21 protein-coding genes are annotated in these 20,687 nt (G+C 49.9%); 6 read left to right on the top strand and 15 right to left on the bottom strand.

The window, feature by feature from the left end; translation table 11 throughout:
- Positions 1-21: 21 nt before the first annotated feature.
- The 3 genes from ppk1 to hemW all read right to left on the bottom strand — a co-directional run bounded on the left by ppk1 (position 22) and on the right by hemW (position 5,884).
- The gene (ppk1, locus tag H5336_RS09270; protein WP_185233517.1) at positions 22-2,130 is read right to left on the bottom strand and encodes a polyphosphate kinase 1; all 2,109 of its coding nucleotides are present in this window, start codon (positions 2,128-2,130) and stop codon (positions 22-24) included.
- 146 nt (positions 2,131-2,276) lie between these two features.
- Positions 2,277-4,613, bottom strand: coding sequence for a response regulator (locus H5336_RS09265; protein ID WP_185233516.1), 2,337 nt, complete (start codon positions 4,611-4,613; stop codon positions 2,277-2,279).
- A gap of 89 nt (positions 4,614-4,702) precedes the next feature.
- A complete protein-coding gene (gene hemW / locus H5336_RS09260; protein WP_185233515.1) occupies positions 4,703-5,884 on the bottom strand; it encodes a radical SAM family heme chaperone HemW in 1,182 nt (393 codons plus the stop codon).
- Between the two features lie 184 nt (positions 5,885-6,068).
- Here hemW and H5336_RS09255 point away from each other — a divergent pair, with 184 nt between their 5' ends.
- Complete coding sequence (locus tag H5336_RS09255; protein ID WP_185233514.1) at positions 6,069-7,346, top strand: conjugal transfer protein TraF; 1,278 nt, start codon at positions 6,069-6,071, stop codon at positions 7,344-7,346.
- Between the two features lie 79 nt (positions 7,347-7,425).
- Here H5336_RS09255 and rdgB read toward each other — a convergent pair whose 3' ends face one another.
- The 8 genes from rdgB to H5336_RS09215 form a co-directional block, all read right to left on the bottom strand.
- Positions 7,426-8,052, bottom strand: coding sequence for an RdgB/HAM1 family non-canonical purine NTP pyrophosphatase (rdgB, locus tag H5336_RS09250; RefSeq protein WP_185233513.1), 627 nt, complete (start codon positions 8,050-8,052; stop codon positions 7,426-7,428).
- Positions 8,049-8,489: a DUF4426 domain-containing protein gene (locus H5336_RS09245; protein ID WP_185233511.1), complete on the bottom strand. Its 441-nt coding sequence runs from the start codon at positions 8,487-8,489 to the stop codon at positions 8,049-8,051. Before H5336_RS09245 ends, rdgB begins: the two co-directional genes overlap by 4 nt.
- The gene (gene metW / locus H5336_RS09240; protein ID WP_185233509.1) at positions 8,486-9,076 is read right to left on the bottom strand and encodes a methionine biosynthesis protein MetW; all 591 of its coding nucleotides are present in this window, start codon (positions 9,074-9,076) and stop codon (positions 8,486-8,488) included. Before metW ends, H5336_RS09245 begins: the two co-directional genes overlap by 4 nt.
- Entirely contained in the window at positions 9,076-10,227 is a 1,152-nt protein-coding gene (gene metX, locus H5336_RS09235; RefSeq protein WP_185233507.1) for a homoserine O-succinyltransferase MetX, read from the bottom strand. Before metX ends, metW begins: the two co-directional genes overlap by 1 nt.
- A 105-nt stretch (positions 10,228-10,332) precedes the next feature.
- Complete coding sequence (locus H5336_RS09230) at positions 10,333-10,920, bottom strand: YggT family protein (RefSeq protein ID WP_185233505.1); 588 nt, start codon at positions 10,918-10,920, stop codon at positions 10,333-10,335.
- A 70-nt stretch (positions 10,921-10,990) separates the two neighbouring features.
- Entirely contained in the window at positions 10,991-11,812 is an 822-nt protein-coding gene (proC, locus tag H5336_RS09225) for a pyrroline-5-carboxylate reductase (protein WP_185233503.1), read from the bottom strand.
- Between the two features lie 18 nt (positions 11,813-11,830).
- Positions 11,831-12,400, bottom strand: a complete 570-nt coding sequence (locus H5336_RS09220) for a lipid-binding SYLF domain-containing protein (RefSeq protein ID WP_185233501.1) — start codon at positions 12,398-12,400, stop codon at positions 11,831-11,833.
- 17 nt (positions 12,401-12,417) lie between these two features.
- On the bottom strand, positions 12,418-13,110 hold the full coding sequence (locus H5336_RS09215; RefSeq protein WP_185233499.1) for a YggS family pyridoxal phosphate-dependent enzyme: 693 nt from the start codon (positions 13,108-13,110) through the stop codon (positions 12,418-12,420).
- Positions 13,111-13,225: 115 nt separating this feature from the next.
- Between H5336_RS09215 and H5336_RS09210 the strand changes: the two genes are divergently transcribed.
- A complete protein-coding gene (locus tag H5336_RS09210) occupies positions 13,226-14,260 on the top strand; it encodes a type IV pilus twitching motility protein PilT (protein WP_185233497.1) in 1,035 nt (344 codons plus the stop codon).
- A gap of 327 nt (positions 14,261-14,587) precedes the next feature.
- Entirely contained in the window at positions 14,588-15,730 is a 1,143-nt protein-coding gene (locus H5336_RS09205; RefSeq protein ID WP_185233495.1) for a PilT/PilU family type 4a pilus ATPase, read from the top strand.
- A gap of 128 nt (positions 15,731-15,858) precedes the next feature.
- Here H5336_RS09205 and ruvX read toward each other — a convergent pair whose 3' ends face one another.
- The 4 genes from ruvX to gshB form a co-directional block, all read right to left on the bottom strand.
- Positions 15,859-16,281: a Holliday junction resolvase RuvX gene (gene ruvX / locus H5336_RS09200; RefSeq protein WP_185233493.1), complete on the bottom strand. Its 423-nt coding sequence runs from the start codon at positions 16,279-16,281 to the stop codon at positions 15,859-15,861.
- The gene (locus H5336_RS09195) at positions 16,274-16,858 is read right to left on the bottom strand and encodes a YqgE/AlgH family protein (protein ID WP_185233491.1); all 585 of its coding nucleotides are present in this window, start codon (positions 16,856-16,858) and stop codon (positions 16,274-16,276) included. The genes ruvX and H5336_RS09195 overlap by 8 nt, the downstream gene beginning before the upstream one ends.
- A 142-nt stretch (positions 16,859-17,000) precedes the next feature.
- On the bottom strand, positions 17,001-17,882 hold the full coding sequence (locus H5336_RS09190) for an energy transducer TonB (protein WP_185233489.1): 882 nt from the start codon (positions 17,880-17,882) through the stop codon (positions 17,001-17,003).
- A gap of 5 nt (positions 17,883-17,887) precedes the next feature.
- Entirely contained in the window at positions 17,888-18,838 is a 951-nt protein-coding gene (gene gshB / locus H5336_RS09185; RefSeq protein WP_185233487.1) for a glutathione synthase, read from the bottom strand.
- A 425-nt stretch (positions 18,839-19,263) separates the two neighbouring features.
- On the opposite strand from gshB, the gene pilG reads away from it, so the two are divergent.
- From pilG to H5336_RS09170, 3 genes are read left to right on the top strand one after another with little or no spacing between them, the layout of a single operon-like run.
- Positions 19,264-19,659 (top strand): twitching motility response regulator PilG, encoded by a 396-nt coding sequence (pilG, locus tag H5336_RS09180; protein WP_121467187.1) that lies wholly within the window; start codon positions 19,264-19,266, stop codon positions 19,657-19,659.
- Between the two features lie 51 nt (positions 19,660-19,710).
- Complete coding sequence (gene pilH / locus H5336_RS09175) at positions 19,711-20,073, top strand: twitching motility response regulator PilH (RefSeq protein ID WP_185233485.1); 363 nt, start codon at positions 19,711-19,713, stop codon at positions 20,071-20,073.
- Positions 20,074-20,125: 52 nt separating this feature from the next.
- Positions 20,126-20,668, top strand: a complete 543-nt coding sequence (locus H5336_RS09170; RefSeq protein WP_185233483.1) for a chemotaxis protein CheW — start codon at positions 20,126-20,128, stop codon at positions 20,666-20,668.
- The last annotated feature ends 19 nt before the right edge of the window (positions 20,669-20,687 follow it).

The raw sequence follows: 20,687 nt of genomic DNA, 5'->3' as shown, positions 1-20,687 counted from the left end.
TGATGGTGATCAATTGCATGATTATTGGGCTAGCAAGCTAAGCAGTTCATCCTGAGCGCCGACTACTGGCTCTTCGGCCTTGCGGCTGTTTACGCTGTAACGGCCCTCGGTATCGAGCTGCCAGCTACGCAGGTTGTCTTGTAAGTACAGGTTTAGCTCACGGTGTATTCTTTCTGCCAATTCGGGCTGTAATATGGGGAAACAGGTTTCTACCCGGTGGTTGAGGTTGCGTTCCATCAGGTCTGCGCTGGCGCAAAAAACGGTATGTTCATTGTTGGCAAAATAGTAGGTGCGGGTGTGTTCCAGGAACCGCCCTACAATGGAGCGTACGCGGATTGTGTCGGAAACGCCTGGAATCCCTGGGCGAAGGCAGCACATACCGCGAATAATGAGGTCGATGGGCACGCCTGCCTGGGAGGCTTTATACAGGGCCTGTATTATTTTGGGTTCAGTGAGACCGTTGCATTTCAAAATGATGTGAGCGGGCTTGCCCTCTTTGTGGGCTTTTACCTCACCATCGATCAGGCGCACTAGCTGGCGTTTGAGGGTAAAGGGGGCGTGCAGCAGTTTATTCATACGCTCGGTTTTACCCATACCGGTTAGCTGTTGGAAAACACGGTGCACGTCTTCGCACAGTGCGTGATGGGCCGTAAGTAATGAGTAATCGGTGTATAGCCGGGCATTGCCACTGTGGTAGTTACCGGTGCCGAGGTGGACATAGCGTTTGAGATCACCTCCTTCGCGGCGCACGATAAGAATCATTTTGGAGTGGGTTTTGTAGCCCACCACGCCATACACCACTACCGCGCCGGCCTCCTGCAGGCGGCTGGCGAGCTCAAGGTTCTCCTCTTCATCGAAGCGTGCCCGCAGCTCAACAATGGCGGTTACTTCTTTACCGTTACGGGCGGCATCGATTAGCGCATCGACAATGGATGATTTGATACCACCAGAGCGGTAAAGGGTTTGTTTAATGGCGACCACATTGGGGTCTTTGGCGGCCTGGCGCAACAGCTGTATGACCGGAGCGAAGGACTCAAACGGGTGCTGCAGCAGGTAGTCCTTACGGGATACGGCATCGAATATATTGTCTTTACGGGTAAGCCCTTTGGGCATGCTGGGCGTAAAGGGGGGGTAGAGTAGATCCGGGCGGCCCACTTGTCCGGGTACTTTCATCAGTCGCTTAAGGTTTACAGGGCCGTGAACACGGTAGAGTTCTTTTTCCGTTAGGCCAACTTCCGACAGTAAGAATTGAGTGAGTTCTTCTGGACAGTTGTCGGCGACCTCTACGCGCACGGCGGTCCCGAAACGACGGGAATGTAGCTCGCCACGCAGGGCGCGGGCGAGATCGGCAATACCTTCAATATCGACGTCTAGGTCTGCGTTGCGGGTGATGCGGAACTGGTAGCAGCCGAGCACCTTCATACCGGGAAATATTTTTTCCGCATTGGCGTGAATCATGGAAGAAAGGAACACGAAGTTGTGCCCTGGCTTGCCAAGGCCATCGGGTAATTTGATGACTCGAGGCAGGGTTCGGGGTGCGGGAACAATAGCGTAATTTAGGTCGCGGCCGAAAGCGTCTTTGCCTTCGAGCTTAACGATAAAGTTGAGGCTTTTATTCACTAGCCTTGGAAAAGGGTGTGCAGGGTCAATGCCGATCGGGCTAATAATAGGCAGCACTTCTTTTTCAATGAATTGTTCCACCCACTGGGTTTGTTCATCTGTCCACTTGCGTCTGCGTAGAAATCGAATGCTCTCCTTTTCCATTGCTGGAATAAGGATGTCGTTTAGTGTGCGGTACTGCTGCTCTACGGTTCTATGGCATATGTCACTAATTTCTCGCAGTACTTCGCTGGGATGCATGCCGTCTGGGCCGGTGGTTTCGCGTTCGAATTTAATACTTTGCATTAAGCCAGCTACGCGAATCTCAAAAAATTCGTCAAGGTTCGAGCTGAATATCAGCAGAAATTTGAGGCGTTCCAGCAGCGGGTGGTTTTCGTCAAGGGCTTGAGCTAGCACGCGTTGGTTGAACGACAGGTGGCTGAGTTCGCGATTAATGTAGTAGCTGTTGTTGTCGAGTGAAACCTGATCGGAAGATTCGCTACTGAGGGGCGTGACTTCTTGTTCTGGCATTACCTTTGATTCCTGAAGGTATTCATCGGTTGTAGACAATTATCGAGTTAACAGTATGCCAGTATATACAATATGGCCGTGTTGTTGCGTGAGTGAGTCGGCTTGGGGTGTTATGTGTCACGCTCGCCTAGGCTTAATCAGGTTGCTTAAGCGTCTGTCATTACTCCCACAGATACCAGCGACTCTCTTAGCTTTTCCATCGTAACCGGCTTAGTGAGGTAGTAGTTCATACCTACGTTAAAGACGCGTTGGCGGTGTTCGGCTTCTACGTGTGCGGTGAGTGCGATAATCGGAACAGGGGTAAGTGCTTTGTTGAATTCCTGCTCGCGAATCTTTTCTGTCGATTCAAAACCGTCCATTTCTGGCATTTCGCAATCCATGAAAATTAGGTCGAATTTTGGATTTGCTGTTAGGTAGGCTTGTAGTGCTTCCGCGCCGTCTTCGGCGAATATCGGCTCAATCTCAATTTTATTCAACAGGCCTTCAATGACCATACGATTAACGGCGTTGTCTTCAGCGACAAGTACATTAAGTTTGCGCTGTGGTTGGATGCTGGTGCTTTCATGGGTGATGAGCTCGTTAAGCATAACGCCAGTGGCCTGTGCGAGCAGTGTATTTTTCAAGGCTTGGATCGTTAGCGGTCGCGGCAGAATAGAGGTGATGGGCATTAACTGCTCCATCGAAAAGTTGGTGGTGCGTTCGCGCGTAAGCAGGATGATGGACGATTCGGCGTAGGGTTCAAGCGCGCGAATGTCGCGCGCTACTGAAAACCCGTCGCGGCCATTAATGGTTTGATCAATAAAAATGAAATCGTACTTTTTTTCCACAGGCAGTAATTTTAAGCGTTCTAGAGCTTGTTTGACGTCGCTGAGGCTGTCGCAGCAAATATTCCACGAAATACAATGCTCACCAAAGGCTTCGTTGAGAATAGGGGAATCGTGAATGGTAAGAATTCGCTTGCCCGATAATGCAAGGCTGGAGCTGGGTGCTGGGCGTTCAGAAGAGTCTTCGGGTAATGCAAATTTTGCCGTAAACCAGAAAGTTGCTCCCTGCCCTGGCAAGCTGTCTACACCGATAGTACCGCTCATTAATTCCGCCAATTGTTTGCAGATGGCAAGGCCAAGACCGGTACCCCCGAAACGGCGGCTGGTGGTACTGTCGGCTTGGCTGAAGGCGTCGAACAGGTGTACCTGCTTTTGCGGTTCAACACCGATACCGCTATCGCGCACTGAAAACTCTAGGCTTGGGGTTTCGCTAGTGCGGGAATCGGTGCACTTTACCTGAACGAATACATAGCCGCGTGAGGTGAATTTGAAGGCGTTGCCAATTAAGTTCACCAGTATCTGTCGCAATCGAGTTGGGTCACCCCTAAGGTAGGTGGGTGCTTCTGGGCTGATATTACTCACCAGCTCGATGTCACGTTTATGCGTTGTTGCACTGAATAATTGCAGGCAGTCGTTAACCAGCTCGTTAAGGTCGAATTCGACGTTCTCCAGATTCATTTTGCCCGCTTCAATTTTCGAGTAATCGAGAATGTCGTTAATGATTTCGAGCAGTGATTCCCCGGAGCGAAAGATAACATCGAGGTAGTGTTGTTGGGTGTCGTTTAGCGGGGTATCGCGGAGCATTTCAATCATACCGATCACACCATTCATGGGGGTGCGGATTTCGTGGCTCATGGTGGCGATAAACTGGCTTTTAGCAAGGTTGGCGGCTTCGAACTGGCGAATCAGCTTGCGTGTTTCTAGCTTTTCTTCCTTTTCCGTGAGTAGCGCTTGTTCAATTTCACTACGTTGCTGGATATCATCGCGGAGGCTTATCCGCATGGTTTCCAGCGTTTCGACTAAAACATCGAGTTCATCTCTATTATGGCGTGAACGCTCTAGGCGAATGGGTTGGTCTAGGTTTTCCAGTGAAACCGATTTGGCTTGACCGGAAATTTGGTGCAGCGGGCCGATAATGAGCTTGTTTACAAGAATAACCAGTGTTGCGGCTAGCAGCAAAATCACAACGCTTTCATTCAGTAGTTTGTGAATAATGGCGGTTACAAACTCTTTGTTGAAATAGGTGTCCGCGCCGGTCATAAAAAGAAGGTATTGAGCGTTGGGTGTTGCAAAAGCTGAGGTGGTTTGGCTGTAGCGCTGCCAGCCGCTCGTTTTGAGCAGCTCAAAATTAAAGAGTGTTTTTTGCTCTGGATGAACCTGCAGTAATCGAAGGCCAATTTGGGGTAGTTGTGTGTGGTGCTCCTCAAGCAGTCGGCTAACCATGGTTGGCTCTTGCTGGGCCAGGGCTTGGGCGAGCTTGGGGGTGATGACTTGGGCGCGTTGTTGAAGATCAGCTTTTAACTGTGTGGTGTAGTGGCCCTGCTCGGTAATCAGGTGTTCGATGGTTGCGGCCAATGCAATGAGAGTACCGACTAGAATGACCAAGGTCGTCAGGCGCTTGGCGAGGCCATTGGTTTGGACTGAGTCAGGGCTCTGCATTTGTCGGTGGGCTATTCCATTAATCGGGGCGCATTCAGCTATTCCTTAAGTGTAGCAGTCATCCTTCCAGTGGGGGTAGGCAGCAACCATTAGGGATCGAGGAAATCTTCCAGCAAACTATTGAGGAACTGGTGCCCCAGGGCCGTAGTGGCGAGCCGGGTAGGGTCGTTGACCAGCGAGCCTGCGCGTCGGTGTTTATTTAGTTTGGGCTCAATTAGGGCTAGGGGTAGGCCTGTTCTTTGACTAAACAGATGAGCAGGAACGCCTTGCGTAAGTCGGAGCCCGTTCATTAAAAACTCGAAGGGTAGGTCCGTTTCGCTCACTACCTTACGCTCAACGGTGAAGGGGTTGCCTTCGGTGTGTTTTATTGCGGCTGCTAGATAGTGTTCCGGCAGGCGGGTTTTACGCAGTCGAATAATCGAGCGGGTGCCGGGCAAGGTGATTTTTCCATGGGCGCCAGCGCCAATGGCGAGGTAATCTCCAAATTGCCAATAATTAACGTTATGTTTTGCCGCCCGCCCACCAGTGCTGTATGCCGATACTTCATATTGGTCAAAACCTGCGTCAGCCAGTTGTTCGCGACCGGCCTGTTGAATATCCCAGGCAAGGTCGTCACTGGGAACCTGTGGCGGTCGGCTGTAAAACTCGGTATTGGGTTCTATAGTGAGTTGGTACCACGACAGGTGCTCCGGCTCGAGTGCTATTGCGTGCTGTAGATCATTTTGCGCTTGTTCCACCGTTTGCTCTGGCAGGGCGAACATTAAGTCGAGGTTGATGTTGTCGAAACCGGCTTTCCGCGCGAGAGCATAGGCCGTATCAACCTCTTCCGGGTTGTGAATTCTACCCAGTTGCTGCAGATGGTCAGCATTAAAACTTTGCACTCCTATCGACAGGCGATTAACGCCAGCCTGCCGATAACCCTGAAAATTATGGTATTCCGCGGTGCCGGGGTTGGCTTCCAGAGTGATTTCGCAGTTTTGGCTTAAGCCAATTTTAGTATCAGCGGCCTCGAGTATGGTGTCGATGGCGGCCGCGGGCATTAGGCTGGGGGTGCCCCCACCAAAAAAAATCGACTCGATTTGGCGCCCGCAGGCAAGGTGCGCATCCAGCGCTAGGTCTTGTACTGTGGCCTTGACGTAGTCATCGATCGGTAGTTCACCGCGTACTTGGTGGGAATTGAAATCACAGTACGGGCATTTACGCACACACCAAGGAATGTGGACATAGAGTGCTAAGGGCGGTAAAAGGTTTGATTGAGTGAAATTGGGCATGGTCGATGGCAATGGCTGGCGCAGAAGGTTATTTTCAGTGTTAACAGCGGCTAGTGTAAGTCAACTTAATACACCACCGATACCTCCAATCGATGCGTGACAACCGTATCGACAAGTTTTAACAATTCAGTAGTAGCAAACGATTAAACTAAAAGTAAACCAACGGGACAGGACATAAAAACCCATGAATTTTTCTCGCTTCACGCTGAAAGCCCTTACGCTTGCTGTGGCCTGCAGTTCGCTCGCCGTTGAGGCTGCCAGCTATGGTATTTACGATCCACGCGGGCTCGCCATGGGGGGAACCGGGGTCGCATCGTCGAGTTGGCATCAGGCGCAATATTACAATTCAGCGCTGTTGGCGTTGCACGATGAAAATGAGGACGACTCACGCGATGGTCGTTTTATTATCCCTAACGTGGTGGTGCAATTTGACGATGTTGTGGAAGATATTGTCGATGCCGCCTCAGACGACCTCGACCAACGCTTGTCTGCCTCCATCAATGATTTCAATACGGACCCAAACCAAGCTACCGCTGGAAACGTGGCGGGTGATGCCCGAGAACTGCAGGGCCTGCTAGATAACCTCGCTAACGAAAATGTTAACAGTGAGGCTTTTGTCGGTTTTTCTGTGAGCGAGCCCAGCCTGCTTGAAGGCGGCGCCTTCTACTTTGGCGTGCGTATGCTTGCCCTAGGGGATTCCACTATCACCGATGAAGATCAAATTTTGTTGGACCGCTATATCGGGGCGCTGGAAGTCATTGCCGCCGGAGGTGATGTTTCTAGTATTCCTGCCGATCTTGTAGATGCCAATGGGAATTTGATTGATCCGACTACCCAGTTTAATTCCTCTGCTGATTTGGGCGGTGTCGCTATTAGCGAGTGGGCGGTGGCGGCGGCGAAGCAATTTGATTTTTTTGGCCAATCACTAGCTGTGGGTATTACGCCCAAAATTATGCGGGTCGATGTTATCCGAGAGACTACTGACTTTGCGTCTACTGAAATTGATTTTGCCAATAGTCAGAGAACCTACGTCAACCTCAATGTTGATATGGGTGTGGCGCTGGAAATGTTTGATCATTACCGTATTGGCTTTGCGGTAAAAGATCTGGTGCCGGAAGAATTTGAAACAGCCAATGGTTTGATGTTGCAATTAAAACCGCGACCACGGTTTGGTGCGGCTTATGTTAACGAATGGGTGACGTTTGGTGTCGATGTGGATGTAATGGAAAATGAACCCATTGCCGGTGAAGCCACGACCCAAGATGTGAGCGCTGGATTGGAAGTCTCGCCGTTCAAAGCTTTTGATTTTCGCTTGGGTTACATTCAAGATTTAACGGGGATGAAAGAAGACACCTTTGCCGGCGGCATTGCTTATCAGGTTAAAAGCTTAGCGTTCGAATTATCCTATTCGCGCGGCGCCTTAAGTACCGGGGCGGCTTTTCAGTTTGGCGTGGCTTTCTAAAAAGGTGTGATTGTTTAAAAAGCCATTATTAGAGGTGCTTATAAGTTTTTTGATGCAATATTAAGCTCGGATAAGCGTGTTATTCTAAGTGCGCATCCGTTGCCTGTAAGGCATCAAGTAACCGTTCCAGCGCTTTCCCTCTATGACTGATTCTGTTTTTTAGGTCTTTATCCAGTTCGGCCGAACTACAGTTATAATCTGGCACAAAAAACAGTGGGTCGTAGCCAAAACCATTTTTGCCGGTGGGCTCTTTTAATATGTGCCCTTCCCAGCTTGCCTGGCAAATAATGGGGGTGGGGTCTTGTGCATGACGCATGTAAACCAAAACACACTGATAGCGGGCCGATCGTTTCGTGTTTGAGTCGATGGTCTTTAGCTGGTCGAGTAAATAGGCATTGTTGAGTTCATCACTGGCGGGTTTGCCCTGCCAGCCGGCAGAAAACCGTGCGGAGTAAATACCGGGTTTGCCGTGCAATGCATCCACCTCAATACCTGAGTCGTCGGCAATGGCCGGTAGCTCTGTGTGCAGGCAGGCGTTACGTGCTTTGAGTATGGCGTTTTCTACAAAAGTGAGGCCGGTTTCTTCTGCCTCCGGCACGTCAAATTCGGATTGCGGCAGCACATCAAAATCTGCCTGTGCCAATAGTCTTTTGAATTCACTTAATTTTCCTGCGTTGCCGCTGGCCAAAACCACCTTGTGTTTCATTGTGCTACCAGTTTGCTGCTGAATTTTGCTGAGAGGGTTTTACTATTTGTGAGCGTGGCGTCAACTTTAAAGTGTAAAATTTCCTCGCCTGAAATGCGTACGGGCGCAAGATAGTAGGTTGCGGTTTTTTCCTTTATCTCAATAAACTTTAAGGTTTTTTGCTGCTGTAAAAGGTTGGTCGCAGTTCCGTCTATGGAAACACTTAAACCGCCGTATTCCCCCTTCGCTGTGACCGATATATTCAGCAGGCTTTCATATTTGCTGCGTTTAATCCCGTAGGCGGAAGCGACTTCGGGCCTTAAGAAGGTGCTGGGAAATACACTGTAGTGTATTTCGTGGTCGCCTGCTTGGACGCTACCCTGGGGGCTGGTTTCAGCGAATGCCGGTAGTGCGAGTGCTGCGAACAGCCAAATACAATTTTGCAGTGAAAATTTCATTTTGTCAGCCTGTAAAGTGCTGTTACGCCAAATAAATTGGGGTGGAATTTTTGTAGTGCGGAGCCGATGGCTCCGCTGCCAATAACTTCGCGATTGAGGGTTGTTAAATTGTGCGCTTCACACAATGTTTCAAAATCGCGAAAGGTGCAAAAATGGATGTTCGGTGTGTTATACCATTCGTAGGGAAGTAAGTCGGATACCGGCATTTTACCGTTAATAACCAGATGCCAGCGGGCTTTCCAATGGCCAAAATTGGGAAAGGTTACGATGCACTGGCGGCCTATACGTAGCATTTCATGCAATACCAAATCGGGGTATTGCATGGTTTGAATGGTTTGCGACATAACAACGGTATCAAAGCTCTGGTCGTCGTAGTCGCTTAGGCCTTTATCGAGGTCTTGTTCAATAACATTTATGCCGTTTTCGATACTACGCAGTATGTTTTCTGAATTGATTTCGATGCCGTAGCCGTGAATATTTTTACGTTCATGAAGGCTTTTTAGAAGGGATCCGTCTCCGCAGCCTAGGTCGAGAACGCGAGAGTTGGGCTTTACCCAGCTTTCAATTATCGTGTGATCGATACGCATTAATCGTTCACCTCGATTTTTTTCATATATCGGTTAAATAAATCCCAGTAGCGTTGCTGGTTGGGAATTAAAAAGGCGTCGTGGCCGAATTGCGAATTCACCTTTCCGTAGACAACGTCTTTATCTGCGCGAATAAGGGCATTGACCATTTGCTTTGAGCGCTCAGGGGAGAAACGCCAGTCGGAAGTGAACGAAATGATTAGGAATTTGCACAGAGCATTTTTTAACGCGGCAACAGGGTCATTGTTGTATTCGCGTGCTAGATCGAAATAATCGAGTGCGCGCGTCATAAGTACATAGGTGTTGGCATCGAACACCTTGGAAAAAGAGTCGGCTTGGTAGCGCAGATAACTTTCAATTTGAAACTCCACTAAGTCTTCACTGCCTTGCTGGAAAGAGCCAGAGCGTAGGTCTCGACCGAATTTTTTATCCATACCATCGTCAGATAAATACGTAAGGTGAGCGATAACGCGCGCCGTGGATAGGCCGCGAATGGGCAGTGTGTCGTTTTGCTGATAATTGCCGCCATGAAAATCGGGATCCGTTAGTATGGCTTCTCTGGCAGCGTGGTTAAAGGCAATGTTCTGTGCCGTTAAGCGCATAGCCGAGGCGATCACTACACAGTGCTGTATGCGGTCGGGGTATTCCAGCGCCCAACGCATGGCTTGCATGCCGCCCAGGCTGCCGCCGACGACGGCTGCCCATTTTTCAATGCCCAGTTTGTCGGCTAGGCGAGCTTGGGAGTGCACCCAGTCGCGTACGCGCAAATTGGGGAAATCGGCACCCCAGGGTTTGCCGGTAGCGGGGTTTAGTGTTTGCGGCCCAGTAGAGCCGTGGCAGCCGCCAATATTATTGAGCGATACAATAAAGAATTTGTTGGTATCCATCGGTTTGTTTGGGCCGATGTAAGCGTCCCACCAGCCGGGCTTGTGGTCATCCATGCTGTGATAACCGGCGGCGTGATGGTTACCCGATAAGGCGTGGCAAATTAACACCGCGTTGGATTTTTGCGCGTTGAGTTCACCGTAGGTCTCAACCACCAGTTCGTAATGGTCGAGGGATCTGCCGCTGGCGAGTACCAGCGGTTCATCGAAGGTGTAGGTCTGTGGTGTAACCAGGCCTACAGAATTTTCCGGAAGGGTCTCTGGCATTCTTTTTCTTTTTTCTTTGCGTGGATTAAGCGTTTGTGGCGCGAGCTGCAGTTTAGTTTATCTTGTGGCCACTGTTAATGACCCTGCACAAGTAATCGCGTGTGTTCAGTAGCCAATAATAACGGTGGGAACTAGGCTAAGTTTATAGGCAAAAATGTCGATAACTTTCTGTACTACGTTAACGGCAAGAAAAACAAACAGCACCGAGAAGTCGAGCCCACCGATGGGCGGAATTATACGCTGCACGGGGCGCAAAATGGGTTCCATCAGTTGGCGGATCAGTACAAGCGCCGGGTGCCCGCTGTGGGGCGCTACGAAGCTGGTGACCACCATTATTATCAGGCCAACCCAAGTAATCCAGGTTGTTAGCTTTATTAGGCCGAGCAAGCCCCAAATAAGCATTAGGCCTGGATTAATCAGTGTTTGGAATGCGACTAAGGCGAGCAGTTCACCAATAATAACTTGTAGTAAGAGAGCGAGCACCAGTGAGGCGAGATCAATTCCCCATAGCCCTGGAATAATTTTGCGCAGGGGCATGAGCAGGGGGTTGGTCACTTTTACAATGGCTTGCGAGAATTGATTATAAAAATCAGCTCGCGCCATTTGTAGTAAAAAACGCAGCACCACAAACAGCATATACAAGCTAGCCAATGTTCTAATAATGTGAACAAGAATTTCAGCCCATTGATTCATACTTTTACTCTACTTACGTGGTTGTTGTGGGATTGTTGTGTGGTTGTTGCGTTAGGTGGTTTATCGGGTATTACCCCAGCTCCTCGGCCAGTGCCCGTGAGCGGTTTGCACAGGCTTTCATAGCTTTGCCGACAATGCCACGAAAATCACTTTGCTCAAATGAGGCAATGGCTTCGGCGGTGGTACCGTTGGGCGATGTTACCCTGCGACGTAGCTCGCCAACGTCAACATCACTGCACAGGGCCAGTTTGGCGGCTCCGTAGGCGGTTTGGCTGGCAAGTGTGGTGGCGGTCTCACGTGTAAGACCTTGCTTGATGCCAGCGTCGATCATGGCTTCTATCATTAGGAAGAAATAGGCTGGGCCGCTGCCCGATACCGCTGTCACCGCATCGATGTCTTTTTCGTTATCTACCCAGTTTACAGTACCGACTGCGGCGAGAATTTCTTCCGCTTGTTTGCGCTGTTCGTCACTTACACGCTTGTTGGCAAATAATGCACTGGCACCGGCACTCACCAGTGCCGGAGTATTAGGCATACAGCGCACAACGGCCTGCTTTTTATTCAGCCATTGCTTCAGGCTTGAACAGGTAATGCCCGCAGCGATGGAAATAACCAACGTTTCGGCTGCGAGGTGGTCGACAATAGACTCGCAGGCCAGCTGCATTATCTGCGGTTTTATCGCCAATACAATAATATTGGCTTGTTTGACTGCTTCGGCATTGTCGGTGGTGGTGTGAATACCGTGACTGTCGGCTAGGGCGGTAAGCCCCTCGATATTAGGGTCGCTGGCGACAATCGACGTGGTTGGTCGACCATTGGCCACTAGGCCGCCGATAATGCTACCGGCCATATTGCCGGCGCCGATAAATGCAATTGAGGGAGTAGAATTCATAGTTGCAGGGTTGCCCGTTTAATTCAATTCAGTGGATTTCCAGAATTTAGTGCCTTTCACCGTTGCTTGCAGTGCAAGCCCCGATTCAGTGAGTTGATAAATGGTAATGCCGTTGACCACGGCTTCGCCACCAACGGCGGCGCCTTTGTCTGACGCTTTGGCTGCGGCATCGGCCTGCCCGCCAAATACCCAACCCTGGTTGATGAACTTGTTCATTACTTCGGTGCTATCAAAAACCATGACAATACGAAAATCTTTCGCACCCAAGCCAAGGCCAAGGCCCACTTCACCCATATTCATGTAAGTGTGCTGTCCGGTCTTCATATTCTTTACCACCCCGTAGCCGCCGCCGAAGCTTGCCAGTACTAAGTTGACATTAGCGTTACTGAAAACAGCGTATCCGGGCGCCTCGTTGAGTTGACCGCGGACGTGAGGCTTTACCTTGAACAGGCGGCTGAGGGTGTCGTTTTTCATTTCCAGTATGGATTGCTGCTTGTCGGCCTTGGAGGCTCCTTGATTGGTTACACAGCTGGCGGTAATGCTGGCTAGAGCCAGTAGCAGGGCAAGCTTAAGCAGTGACAATTTCATATGGTGATCCTTGAGGGTTAGTTTGTACGGGGCCCAAAAAGCGCTGTTCCAACGCGAACAATAGTTGCACCCTGCTGAATGGCCGACTCCATATCGGTAGACATTCCCATAGATAGGGTATCTATAGTGGAGAGCGAGTCGTGTTTTTTCAAGCGCTTGAACAGTTGCTTCATGCGGGTAAAGGCATCGTCGTTGTGCTGCGGGATAACCACTCGCAGTGGTATGGCCATAAGGCCGCGCAGCTTTAGGTTGGGAAGTTCGGTAATTTGCAGTGCCAACGCTTCGGCGTCTTCTGGGGTTACGCCCGCTTTTGTCGTTTCATTATCGATATTGATTTGTAAGCATACGTTGAGCGGTGGGTATTTCGGGTTGCGCTGTTCGCTCAGTCGGCGTGCAATTTTTAATCGTTCGATAGCGTGCACCCAGTGAAAGTGCTCGGCGATTTGGCTGGTTTTGTTGCTTTGGATTGGCCCAATAAAATGCCAAACGGCCTGTGGCAGTTTCAGTCGCTCGATTTTTGCCAGCGCTTCCTGTACATAGTTTTCACCAAAGTGGCGCAGGCCAGAACGGTATGCTTCGAGGATGGCATCTTCTGGCTGGCGCTTGCTTACCGCCAGGAGTGTGATGTCTTGCGGGTTTCTGTTGGCATGCAATGCTGCTTTTTCGATTCGTGTGGTAACTTGGGTTATCTTGTGTGGGATGTTGTGCATATACTTAATCCATCGGGATTATCCCCCGGAAACTCATTCAACTCTTTTTTTAACCTGATTAAAACCTGAAACGTAGTGTATTAGCGTTGGGTCGCAGCTGAAATAAGGCTTTTCTATGGATATTACTGAATTACTTGCTTTTTCTGCCAAACAGGGTGCTTCCGATTTGCACCTTTCCGCAGGTTTACCACCCATGATCCGTGTGGATGGCGATGTTCGCCGTATTAATTTGCCGCCAATGGAGCACAAGCAAGTTCACGGTCTGATCTATGAAATTATGAACGACAAGCAGCGTAAGGACTACGAAGAATTTCTGGAAACAGATTTTTCTTTCGAAGTGCCTGGCGTTGCTCGCTTCCGGGTGAACGCTTTTAACCAGAATCGCGGTTCTGCTGCGGTGTTCCGAACCATTCCTTCTAAGGTGTTAACCATGGAGGAGCTGGGTATGGGGCAGGTGTTCCGCGATGTATCTTCGGTGCCTCGTGGCCTGGTGTTGGTGACTGGCCCCACGGGGTCGGGTAAGTCCACAACGCTTGCAGCGATGATGGATTATATCAATGAGAATAAGTACCACCATGTTCTTACCATTGAAGACCCTATAGAATTTGTGCATGAAAGTAAAAAATGTTTGGTGAACCAGCGAGAAGTGCACCGCGATACCCACGGTTTTGCTGAAGCCTTACGTTCGGCATTGCGTGAAGACCCGGATATTATCTTGGTGGGTGAGATGCGTGACCTAGAAACTATTCGCTTAGCGCTGACGGCGGCAGAAACCGGGCATTTAGTGTTTGGCACCTTGCATACCACCTCGGCGGCTAAAACCGTTGACCGTATCGTGGACGTATTTCCCGCCAATGAGAAATCCATGGTGCGTTCAATGCTCTCGGAGTCCCTTGAAGCCGTGGTTTCGCAAACACTGATGAAGCGCAGTGGCGGCGGCCGAGTAGCGGCACATGAAATTATGCGTGGCACACCGGCGATTCGTAACCTGATTCGTGAAGACAAAGTGGCGCAAATGTACTCTGCGATTCAAACTGGTGCTTCAGTGGGTATGCAGACAATGGATCAATGTTTGGCCGATATGGTTGAGCGTAGAATTATCTCCCGCGATGTCGCTAAAGAGAAAGCGAAAATGCCCGATAGTTTTTAATCGGCCGGGTATAGCGCGCCCCTTTGAAGAGCAGTACAGAAGGCGTTCAAGGCATGGCCTGAAAAGCCTTGCTGAGGGTTTTCAGGCCAGCAAAGGCCTCTGTGCAGGCTGCCTCGCGCTAGAGGTTGAGAGGACGCGCAGAGGCTAAGAGCAATCAATCGGGTTGCCCTTAATTAAGTGGTTCGCCAGTTGTGGCAAAATAACGAACCTGTTAACAGAACGTTGTAACTAACAGAACGTTGTAACTAATAGAACGTTGTAACTAATAGAACGTTGTAACTAATAGAACGTTGTAACTAATAGAACGTTGTAACTATAGGAATCCCCATGGATTTTGATCGTTTGTTGTCGTTGATGGTAGAGAAAGGTGCGTCAGACCTGTTTATTACCGCGGGTGTGCCACCTTCAATGAAACTGCACGGTAAGATTGTACCCGTGTCTTCAACACCGATGTCGCCTGAAAAGTCGCGCGAGACAGTGTTGAGTGTGATGAACGAAAAGCAGCGTAAAGAGTTTATGGAAACCAAAGAGCTGAATTTCGCTATCAGTGCGCGTGGTGTGGGGCGATTCCGTGCCAGTGCATTTTATCAGCGTAACTTAGCGGGTATGGTACTGCGTCGAATAGAAACCAAAATCCCGTCGATTGACGAGCTAAGCTTGCCGGAAACTGTTAAAGAGCTGGCCATGGTGAAGCGTGGCTTGGTGTTGTTTGTGGGCGCAACCGGTACCGGTAAGTCAACGTCGCTGGCGGCGATGATTGGTCATCGCAACCGAAATTCGAAAGGCCACATTATTTCCATCGAAGACCCTATCGAATTTATCCATCAGCACCAGGGCTGTGTTATTACCCAGCGCGAAGTAGGTATCGATACGGAGTCGTTTGAGGTTGCCCTCAAAAATACGCTGCGGCAGGCGCCCGACGTGATATTGATTGGTGAGGTGCGCTCACGTGAAACCATGGATCACGCTATTGCCTTTGCTGAAACCGGCCACCTGTGTCTGGCGACTCTGCACGCCAACAATGCCAACCAGGCGCTGGATCGCATTATTCACTTCTTCCCAGCCGACCGACACTCCCAGTTATGGATGGATTTGTCCTTAAATTTACGTGCCATTGTTGCCCAGCAGCTTATTCCGACACCGGATGGTCTGGGTCGCCGTGCTTGTTTGGAGGTCTTTTTAAATACGCCCTTGGCGCAGGATCTCGTGCGCAAGGGGCAGGTGCATGAACTGAAAGAATTGATGAAGAAATCAACAGAGTTGGGTATGCAAACTTTCGATCAGGCATTATATGATCTCTATGACTCTGGTGAGATTACCTACGAAGATGCGCTTTCTCATGCGGATTCACCTAACGATCTTCGTTTGATGATTAAACTTGGTTCGGAAACAGATGCGGAGTACCTGTCCAATGCCGCCGATGAGTTGAGCATTCAGGACGATGAGGCTTCGAAAACGCGGCGTTTCTAGTTTCAAAAGGTGTGTGGGTTGTGAGTAAACCTCAGGAGGTGTTTTTGTGTGTATGGCCTATTGGATGATGAAACACAGGATTGCCTTCTAGCGGCTTGTTTACGCCGCCGCTCTTCCTTGGTGGGAGTCTAGTTCTGTGTCATCCAGCTTTCGAGAATTAGACGTGCAGCAATGGCGTCGATGGGGTTGTTGCGGTAGTTTCCACGATGCCCTTGAGTTGCCGCCTCGGCTTTTGCTTCTCTTGTGGTGAGGCGTTCATCCATAAACGCGATTTTGTAGCCAAAGCGACCGTTAATGCGGTTTCCGAATTTTCGTGCGCGGCGCGTCATTTCCATTTCGCTGCCGTCCATATTCACCGGCAACCCCACAACCACTATGTCTGGCCGCCATTCTGTTAGTAGTTTTTCCAGTTCAGCCCAGTCTGGAATGCCTTCTTTAGCGCGCAAGTTCGACAGCTCTGTGGCCGTTTGTGTGAGAGTCTGACCAACCGCAGCGCCAATGCTGCGGGTGCCAAAATCGAAAGCGAGTACGGTGGTGGGGTTGTCAGGCATGGCCTGCCGTGGTGGAGATCAGGTTCATATCAACGCCGAGCTGACGCGCTGTGGCCCCCCAGCGGTCTTCGACCGGTGTGTCGAACATGATGCCGGTATCGGCCGGCACAATTAACCAAGAATTCGCGCTAATTTCTTCTTCGAGTTGGCCGGGGCTCCAGCCAGCATAGCCCAGCGCAAATTGGGCGTGCTTTGGTCCCTGCTCGCGAGCGATGGCTGCAACGATATCTCGTGAAGCGGTAAGGCTGATTTCGGAGGTGATACGCAGGGTAGAATCCCACGTGCCCTGATCGCGGTGTAATACAAAGCCGCGTTGCATATCGACCGGGCCTCCCGCCAGCACTGGGTAGTTGTCGAGTGTACTGTTGTACTCTATGGACAGTTGGTCGAATACATCGCCCATTTTTAATTCGAGCGGTTGGTTAAGCACAATGCCCATTGCGCCTTGGTCTGAATGGTCGCAGATATAGGTGACTGATCGGTTGAAAATGGGGTCAGTCAAAGACGGCATCGCAATCAAAAAATGATCGCGAAGACTGTCGGCTGTTTCCACTGTTGGCCACTTTGTATCGCTCATAGGTTCAGTATGCGTGTGCAATTAAATAAAACAAGCGCTTAGGGTGAATATTCTGATCGAAGGCCAAAAAATTCGGTATCAATATCGCTGGCGAGTATATTTAGAATTAATGTGCGTTGTAGGAACGCTAAAATCAGCTGCGCTATTTTGATGTGCGAAGCCCGGTAATTTCAAAGCGCCAGGTTCGAATAATCTCTAGCTGGTCCGCTGTTTTCCGAATTTCGGGTGGAAAACGGTCAAAAGGCGCCGCTAGGCGAACAATCTGCAGGGCAGCGTCATCGAGTAATTTGTGGCCGGAGGACTGAAGGATTTCAATGTTTTCCACGCCACCGGTGCGATTGATTAATACCGCTAGGCGCAGATTCCCAAATATCTCCTTGGCTACGGCTTCGGCAGGGAAGTTTTTGTTGCCGATTAATTCTATTTTTTCTTCCCAGTTGTTCAGGTATATGGCGTCGTGTGCCGCTCTGGTGGAAACTGAAATTAGTCGCCGTACTCGAGGTTTCTTGGCTTCGGCCTGCTTAAGTTTGTCGAGGTGTGCCTGCAGGCTAGCAAGTTCTAAGTTTACCAGTGGTGTGTCGACTTCCTGGCCTTGCTTCTCTTCACGGTTAACGGTTTTTTCTGGGTTTTTCTGCTTGAGTACACGGGTTTCTTGCGGGCGTGTTGTGGACAGTAATTGCGTATTACTCTGGCTTTTACTGGAGGCTTTTTGTTGTGCAATAGGGTTTACGTCGCGCACATTCGTATCGGCTATTTCTGCCTGTGTACGCGAGGTAATCTCCTTAACAATATCTATTGTGCCGCTGGCTTGCTGGTTGTGTTGCGCAAGGAAGTCGGCTTTCTCTGGCGCACGCTCATCGCTGTGGGTGGCCAGTGTAATGTTAAGCGTTGGGGCTATTTTTTGACCACTCTCAATGGAAAATCCGAGGCCAAAGATAACCATTGCATGCACGGCAGCGGCAATGAAAAACGTAAAGCTTAGTCGATCACCACTGCTGGGTTCTGGGAGTAATACGGCTGTCATGGGTTCTAGCGTTTTGCCTCAATGGCTATGATTAATTTTTCGCCGATACGTGTGTTATAGGCTTTGTCTATTTCCCGCACGCAAGTGGGGCTGGTAACGTTAATTTCGGTAAGGTAATCGCCGATAATATCCAGCCCAACGAACATTAACCCTTTTTCCACCAGAGTTGGCGCTACCTGTTCCACAATCCAGCGATCTCGGTCGCTTAGGGGCTGCGCAATACCGCTGCCACCGGCGGCAAGGTTGCCGCGCGTTTCGCCCTGGGCCGGAATTCGAGCAAGGGAGTAGGGTATGGCTTCGCCGTTCACGACCAATACGCGCTTATCACCGTTGCGAATGTCGGGGATAAATTGCTGAGCCATGATGAAGCCTTCGCCCATTTCGGTGAGGGTTTCGATAATCACGCTCACATTGGGGTCGTCGGCTTTGCAGCGAAAAATTCCCGTACCACCCATGCCGTCTAGTGGTTTAAAAATAACATCGCCATATTGTTGGTGGAATCCTTTGAGTTGCTGGGGGTCACGGCTGACAAGCACGGGGGGGCAGCACTGCGGGAACTGGGTGGCAAAAACTTTTTCGTTGCAGTCGCGAAGGCTTGCGGGTTTGTTTACGATCAAGGTTCCAAGCTGTTCGGCGCGCTCGAGTATGTAGGTTGCGTAAATATACTGGTTGTCGAACGGCGGATCTTTGCGCATCAGTACGGCATCCAGTTCAGATAACGCCTTTTCTTCGGTTTGTTCAAGCTGATACCAGTGGGCCTCGTCGTCGAACACTTTTAGTACAGCCATTCGGGCGCGAGCTTGCCCTTGAGCGAGAAATAGGTCACGCATTTCCATATAAAAAAGCTGATGGCCTCTTTCCTGTGCAGCCAGAAGTAATGCCAGCGTAGTATCCTTGTAGTGCGTAATCGTGGATATAGGGTCCATGACCACACCGATAGCGAGCGTAGTGTTCAATGCAGGGCTCCAGGTTCAGGTTGAAGTTTGATTGGCGAAAGCGGGAAACTTGGACGATTATAAAGGAATCTTAGAATAAAACGTTGTGCCTCTGTCTTTTGGGGGTGTTTTTCATTTTGGGTGTGTCATGTAGGTGGCCTTTCTGTGTATCGAAAGGTTGAATTGCTGGGTACAGTGTTTCTCTAGGTCCTTTTGGCTTGAGAACTCTGTTCAGTGGTTCCATGCGGTATATCCGGAAGTTGATGCTTTGAGACGGTAAAATACTGGCTTTGGCCGCAGCCGGAGAAAAGTGGAGAATTCTATTTCTATCAAGCGTTTATGGATTAAACTGCAAAACTATGTTAAAAGTTGTCTCATACTTTAGTTAGAGTAAGTGTGTGGCGCAGTTATCATCATTCTTACATACGAATTAGCAAGGTCACTTTATGGATGTCAATCTAGAACACTTAAAAGTGATGGTTATCGACGACAGTAAAACCATCCGCCGAACAGCTGAAACGCTGTTGAAAAAGGTGGGGTGCACTGTTGTCACGGCTACAGATGGCTTTGATGCCCTCGCGAAAATAGCCGATACCCGTCCCGATATCATTTTTGTCGATATCATGATGCCCCGTTTGGACGGCTACCAGACCTGCGCATTAATTAAAAATAACAGTGAATTTAAGTCGACCCCAGTGATTATGCTGTCCAGTAAAGACGGCTTGTTCGATAAAGCTAAGGGGCGCATTGTTGGTTCAGACCAGTACCTCACGAAACCATTCAGCAAGGGCGAGCTGATTGGGGCGATTGAAGCGCATGTAAAAGTAGCGCGAGCCAGCTAAATATATGGACCAAATATAACCTGTTCTGCCTCAGAAACCTCCGGGGGAAGTATGGCGAAAGTACTGATTGTTGATGACTCTCCAACAGAGACCTACAAACTAACCGGGATGCTCGAAAAGAACGGGCACAAGGTGATTACTGCAGTGAACGGCGAGGAGGGTGTAAGCACCGCTAAAGTCGAGCTGCCAGATGTAATCCTTATGGATATAGTGATGCCGGGGCTTAATGGCTTCCAAGCCACTCGCCAGCTAAGTAAGGCAAGTGAAACGGCTCATATCCCTGTCATTATCGTTACCACCAAGGATCAGGAGACTGATAGGGTTTGGGGTATGCGCCAGGGCGCAAAGGCTTATCTCACCAAGCCTATCGACGAAAAGGAACTCTTCACAACCATCGCCAAAGTTAGCGGATAGCTGAGGTGCGAGCTTGTGATGCCAGCCAAAGCTGTTGTCGGGGATTAGATTAATGGCTGAGCGTTCCGCTTATGCAGTACTGCGTGATCTGGCCGCGAAAAGTCGTCAGTCCGCCCGTGGTCTACCTGCTCGTCAGGATACAGCTCCGCGCTGGAGTGGTATTGGTTTTTCGATTCTAGGGCACAAGTTTGTTGCACCCATGAGCCATGTTGCTGAACTGATGGAGGTGCCAAACTCCACTCGCCTTCCGGGGGTTCATTCCTGGGTTATCGGTCTTTCGAATGTGCGAGGCCGATTGCTGCCGCTGTTCGATTTGCCGCTATTTTTTGGCGGTGTCATAAGTTCTGGTAAGAAAAATCATCGTGTATTGGTGTTAGAAACCGACGTGCTCTACAGTGGAGTTGTGGTGGACATGGCGTTTGGTATGCAGCACTTCACCTCCGATAGTTATGGGGCTTTCGACGAGCCATTGCCAGGAGGTTTGAGCGGCTACATTGAAGGTGCCTATCAGGATGCTGATGGCAACCCTTGGCCGGTATTTAGCATGGCCAAACTGGCCGCAGACGCAAAGTTTAATAACGCGGCACTGTTATAACCAGTGTATCGCGGTGTGT

The sequence above is a fragment of the Teredinibacter franksiae genome (assembly GCF_014218805.1).
GTDB classification, from domain to species: domain Bacteria; phylum Pseudomonadota; class Gammaproteobacteria; order Pseudomonadales; family Cellvibrionaceae; genus Teredinibacter; species Teredinibacter franksiae.
Note: the sequence above shows the minus strand (reverse complement) of the source record. Positions and strands in the feature narration are given on the sequence as shown.

Bases quoted from the DNA above. Each gene is read 5' to 3' on its own strand.
- ppk1 (WP_185233517.1), bottom strand. From the start codon at position 2,130: ATGCCAGAACAAGAAGTCACGCCCCTCAGTAGCGAATCTTCCGATCAG.
- H5336_RS09265 (WP_185233516.1), bottom strand. From the start codon at position 4,613: ATGCAGAGCCCTGACTCAGTCCAAACCAATGGCCTCGCCAAGCGCCTG.
- hemW (WP_185233515.1), bottom strand. From the start codon at position 5,884: ATGCCCAATTTCACTCAATCAAACCTTTTACCGCCCTTAGCACTCTAT.
- H5336_RS09255 (WP_185233514.1), top strand. From the start codon at position 6,069: ATGAATTTTTCTCGCTTCACGCTGAAAGCCCTTACGCTTGCTGTGGCC.
- rdgB (WP_185233513.1), bottom strand. From the start codon at position 8,052: ATGAAACACAAGGTGGTTTTGGCCAGCGGCAACGCAGGAAAATTAAGT.
- H5336_RS09245 (WP_185233511.1), bottom strand. From the start codon at position 8,489: ATGAAATTTTCACTGCAAAATTGTATTTGGCTGTTCGCAGCACTCGCA.
- metW (WP_185233509.1), bottom strand. From the start codon at position 9,076: ATGCGTATCGATCACACGATAATTGAAAGCTGGGTAAAGCCCAACTCT.
- metX (WP_185233507.1), bottom strand. From the start codon at position 10,227: ATGCCAGAGACCCTTCCGGAAAATTCTGTAGGCCTGGTTACACCACAG.
- H5336_RS09230 (WP_185233505.1), bottom strand. From the start codon at position 10,920: ATGAATCAATGGGCTGAAATTCTTGTTCACATTATTAGAACATTGGCT.
- proC (WP_185233503.1), bottom strand. From the start codon at position 11,812: ATGAATTCTACTCCCTCAATTGCATTTATCGGCGCCGGCAATATGGCC.
- H5336_RS09220 (WP_185233501.1), bottom strand. From the start codon at position 12,400: ATGAAATTGTCACTGCTTAAGCTTGCCCTGCTACTGGCTCTAGCCAGC.
- H5336_RS09215 (WP_185233499.1), bottom strand. From the start codon at position 13,110: ATGCACAACATCCCACACAAGATAACCCAAGTTACCACACGAATCGAA.
- H5336_RS09210 (WP_185233497.1), top strand. From the start codon at position 13,226: ATGGATATTACTGAATTACTTGCTTTTTCTGCCAAACAGGGTGCTTCC.
- H5336_RS09205 (WP_185233495.1), top strand. From the start codon at position 14,588: ATGGATTTTGATCGTTTGTTGTCGTTGATGGTAGAGAAAGGTGCGTCA.
- ruvX (WP_185233493.1), bottom strand. From the start codon at position 16,281: ATGCCTGACAACCCCACCACCGTACTCGCTTTCGATTTTGGCACCCGC.
- H5336_RS09195 (WP_185233491.1), bottom strand. From the start codon at position 16,858: ATGAGCGATACAAAGTGGCCAACAGTGGAAACAGCCGACAGTCTTCGC.
- H5336_RS09190 (WP_185233489.1), bottom strand. From the start codon at position 17,882: ATGACAGCCGTATTACTCCCAGAACCCAGCAGTGGTGATCGACTAAGC.
- pilG (WP_121467187.1), top strand. From the start codon at position 19,264: ATGGATGTCAATCTAGAACACTTAAAAGTGATGGTTATCGACGACAGT.
- pilH (WP_185233485.1), top strand. From the start codon at position 19,711: ATGGCGAAAGTACTGATTGTTGATGACTCTCCAACAGAGACCTACAAA.
- H5336_RS09170 (WP_185233483.1), top strand. From the start codon at position 20,126: ATGGCTGAGCGTTCCGCTTATGCAGTACTGCGTGATCTGGCCGCGAAA.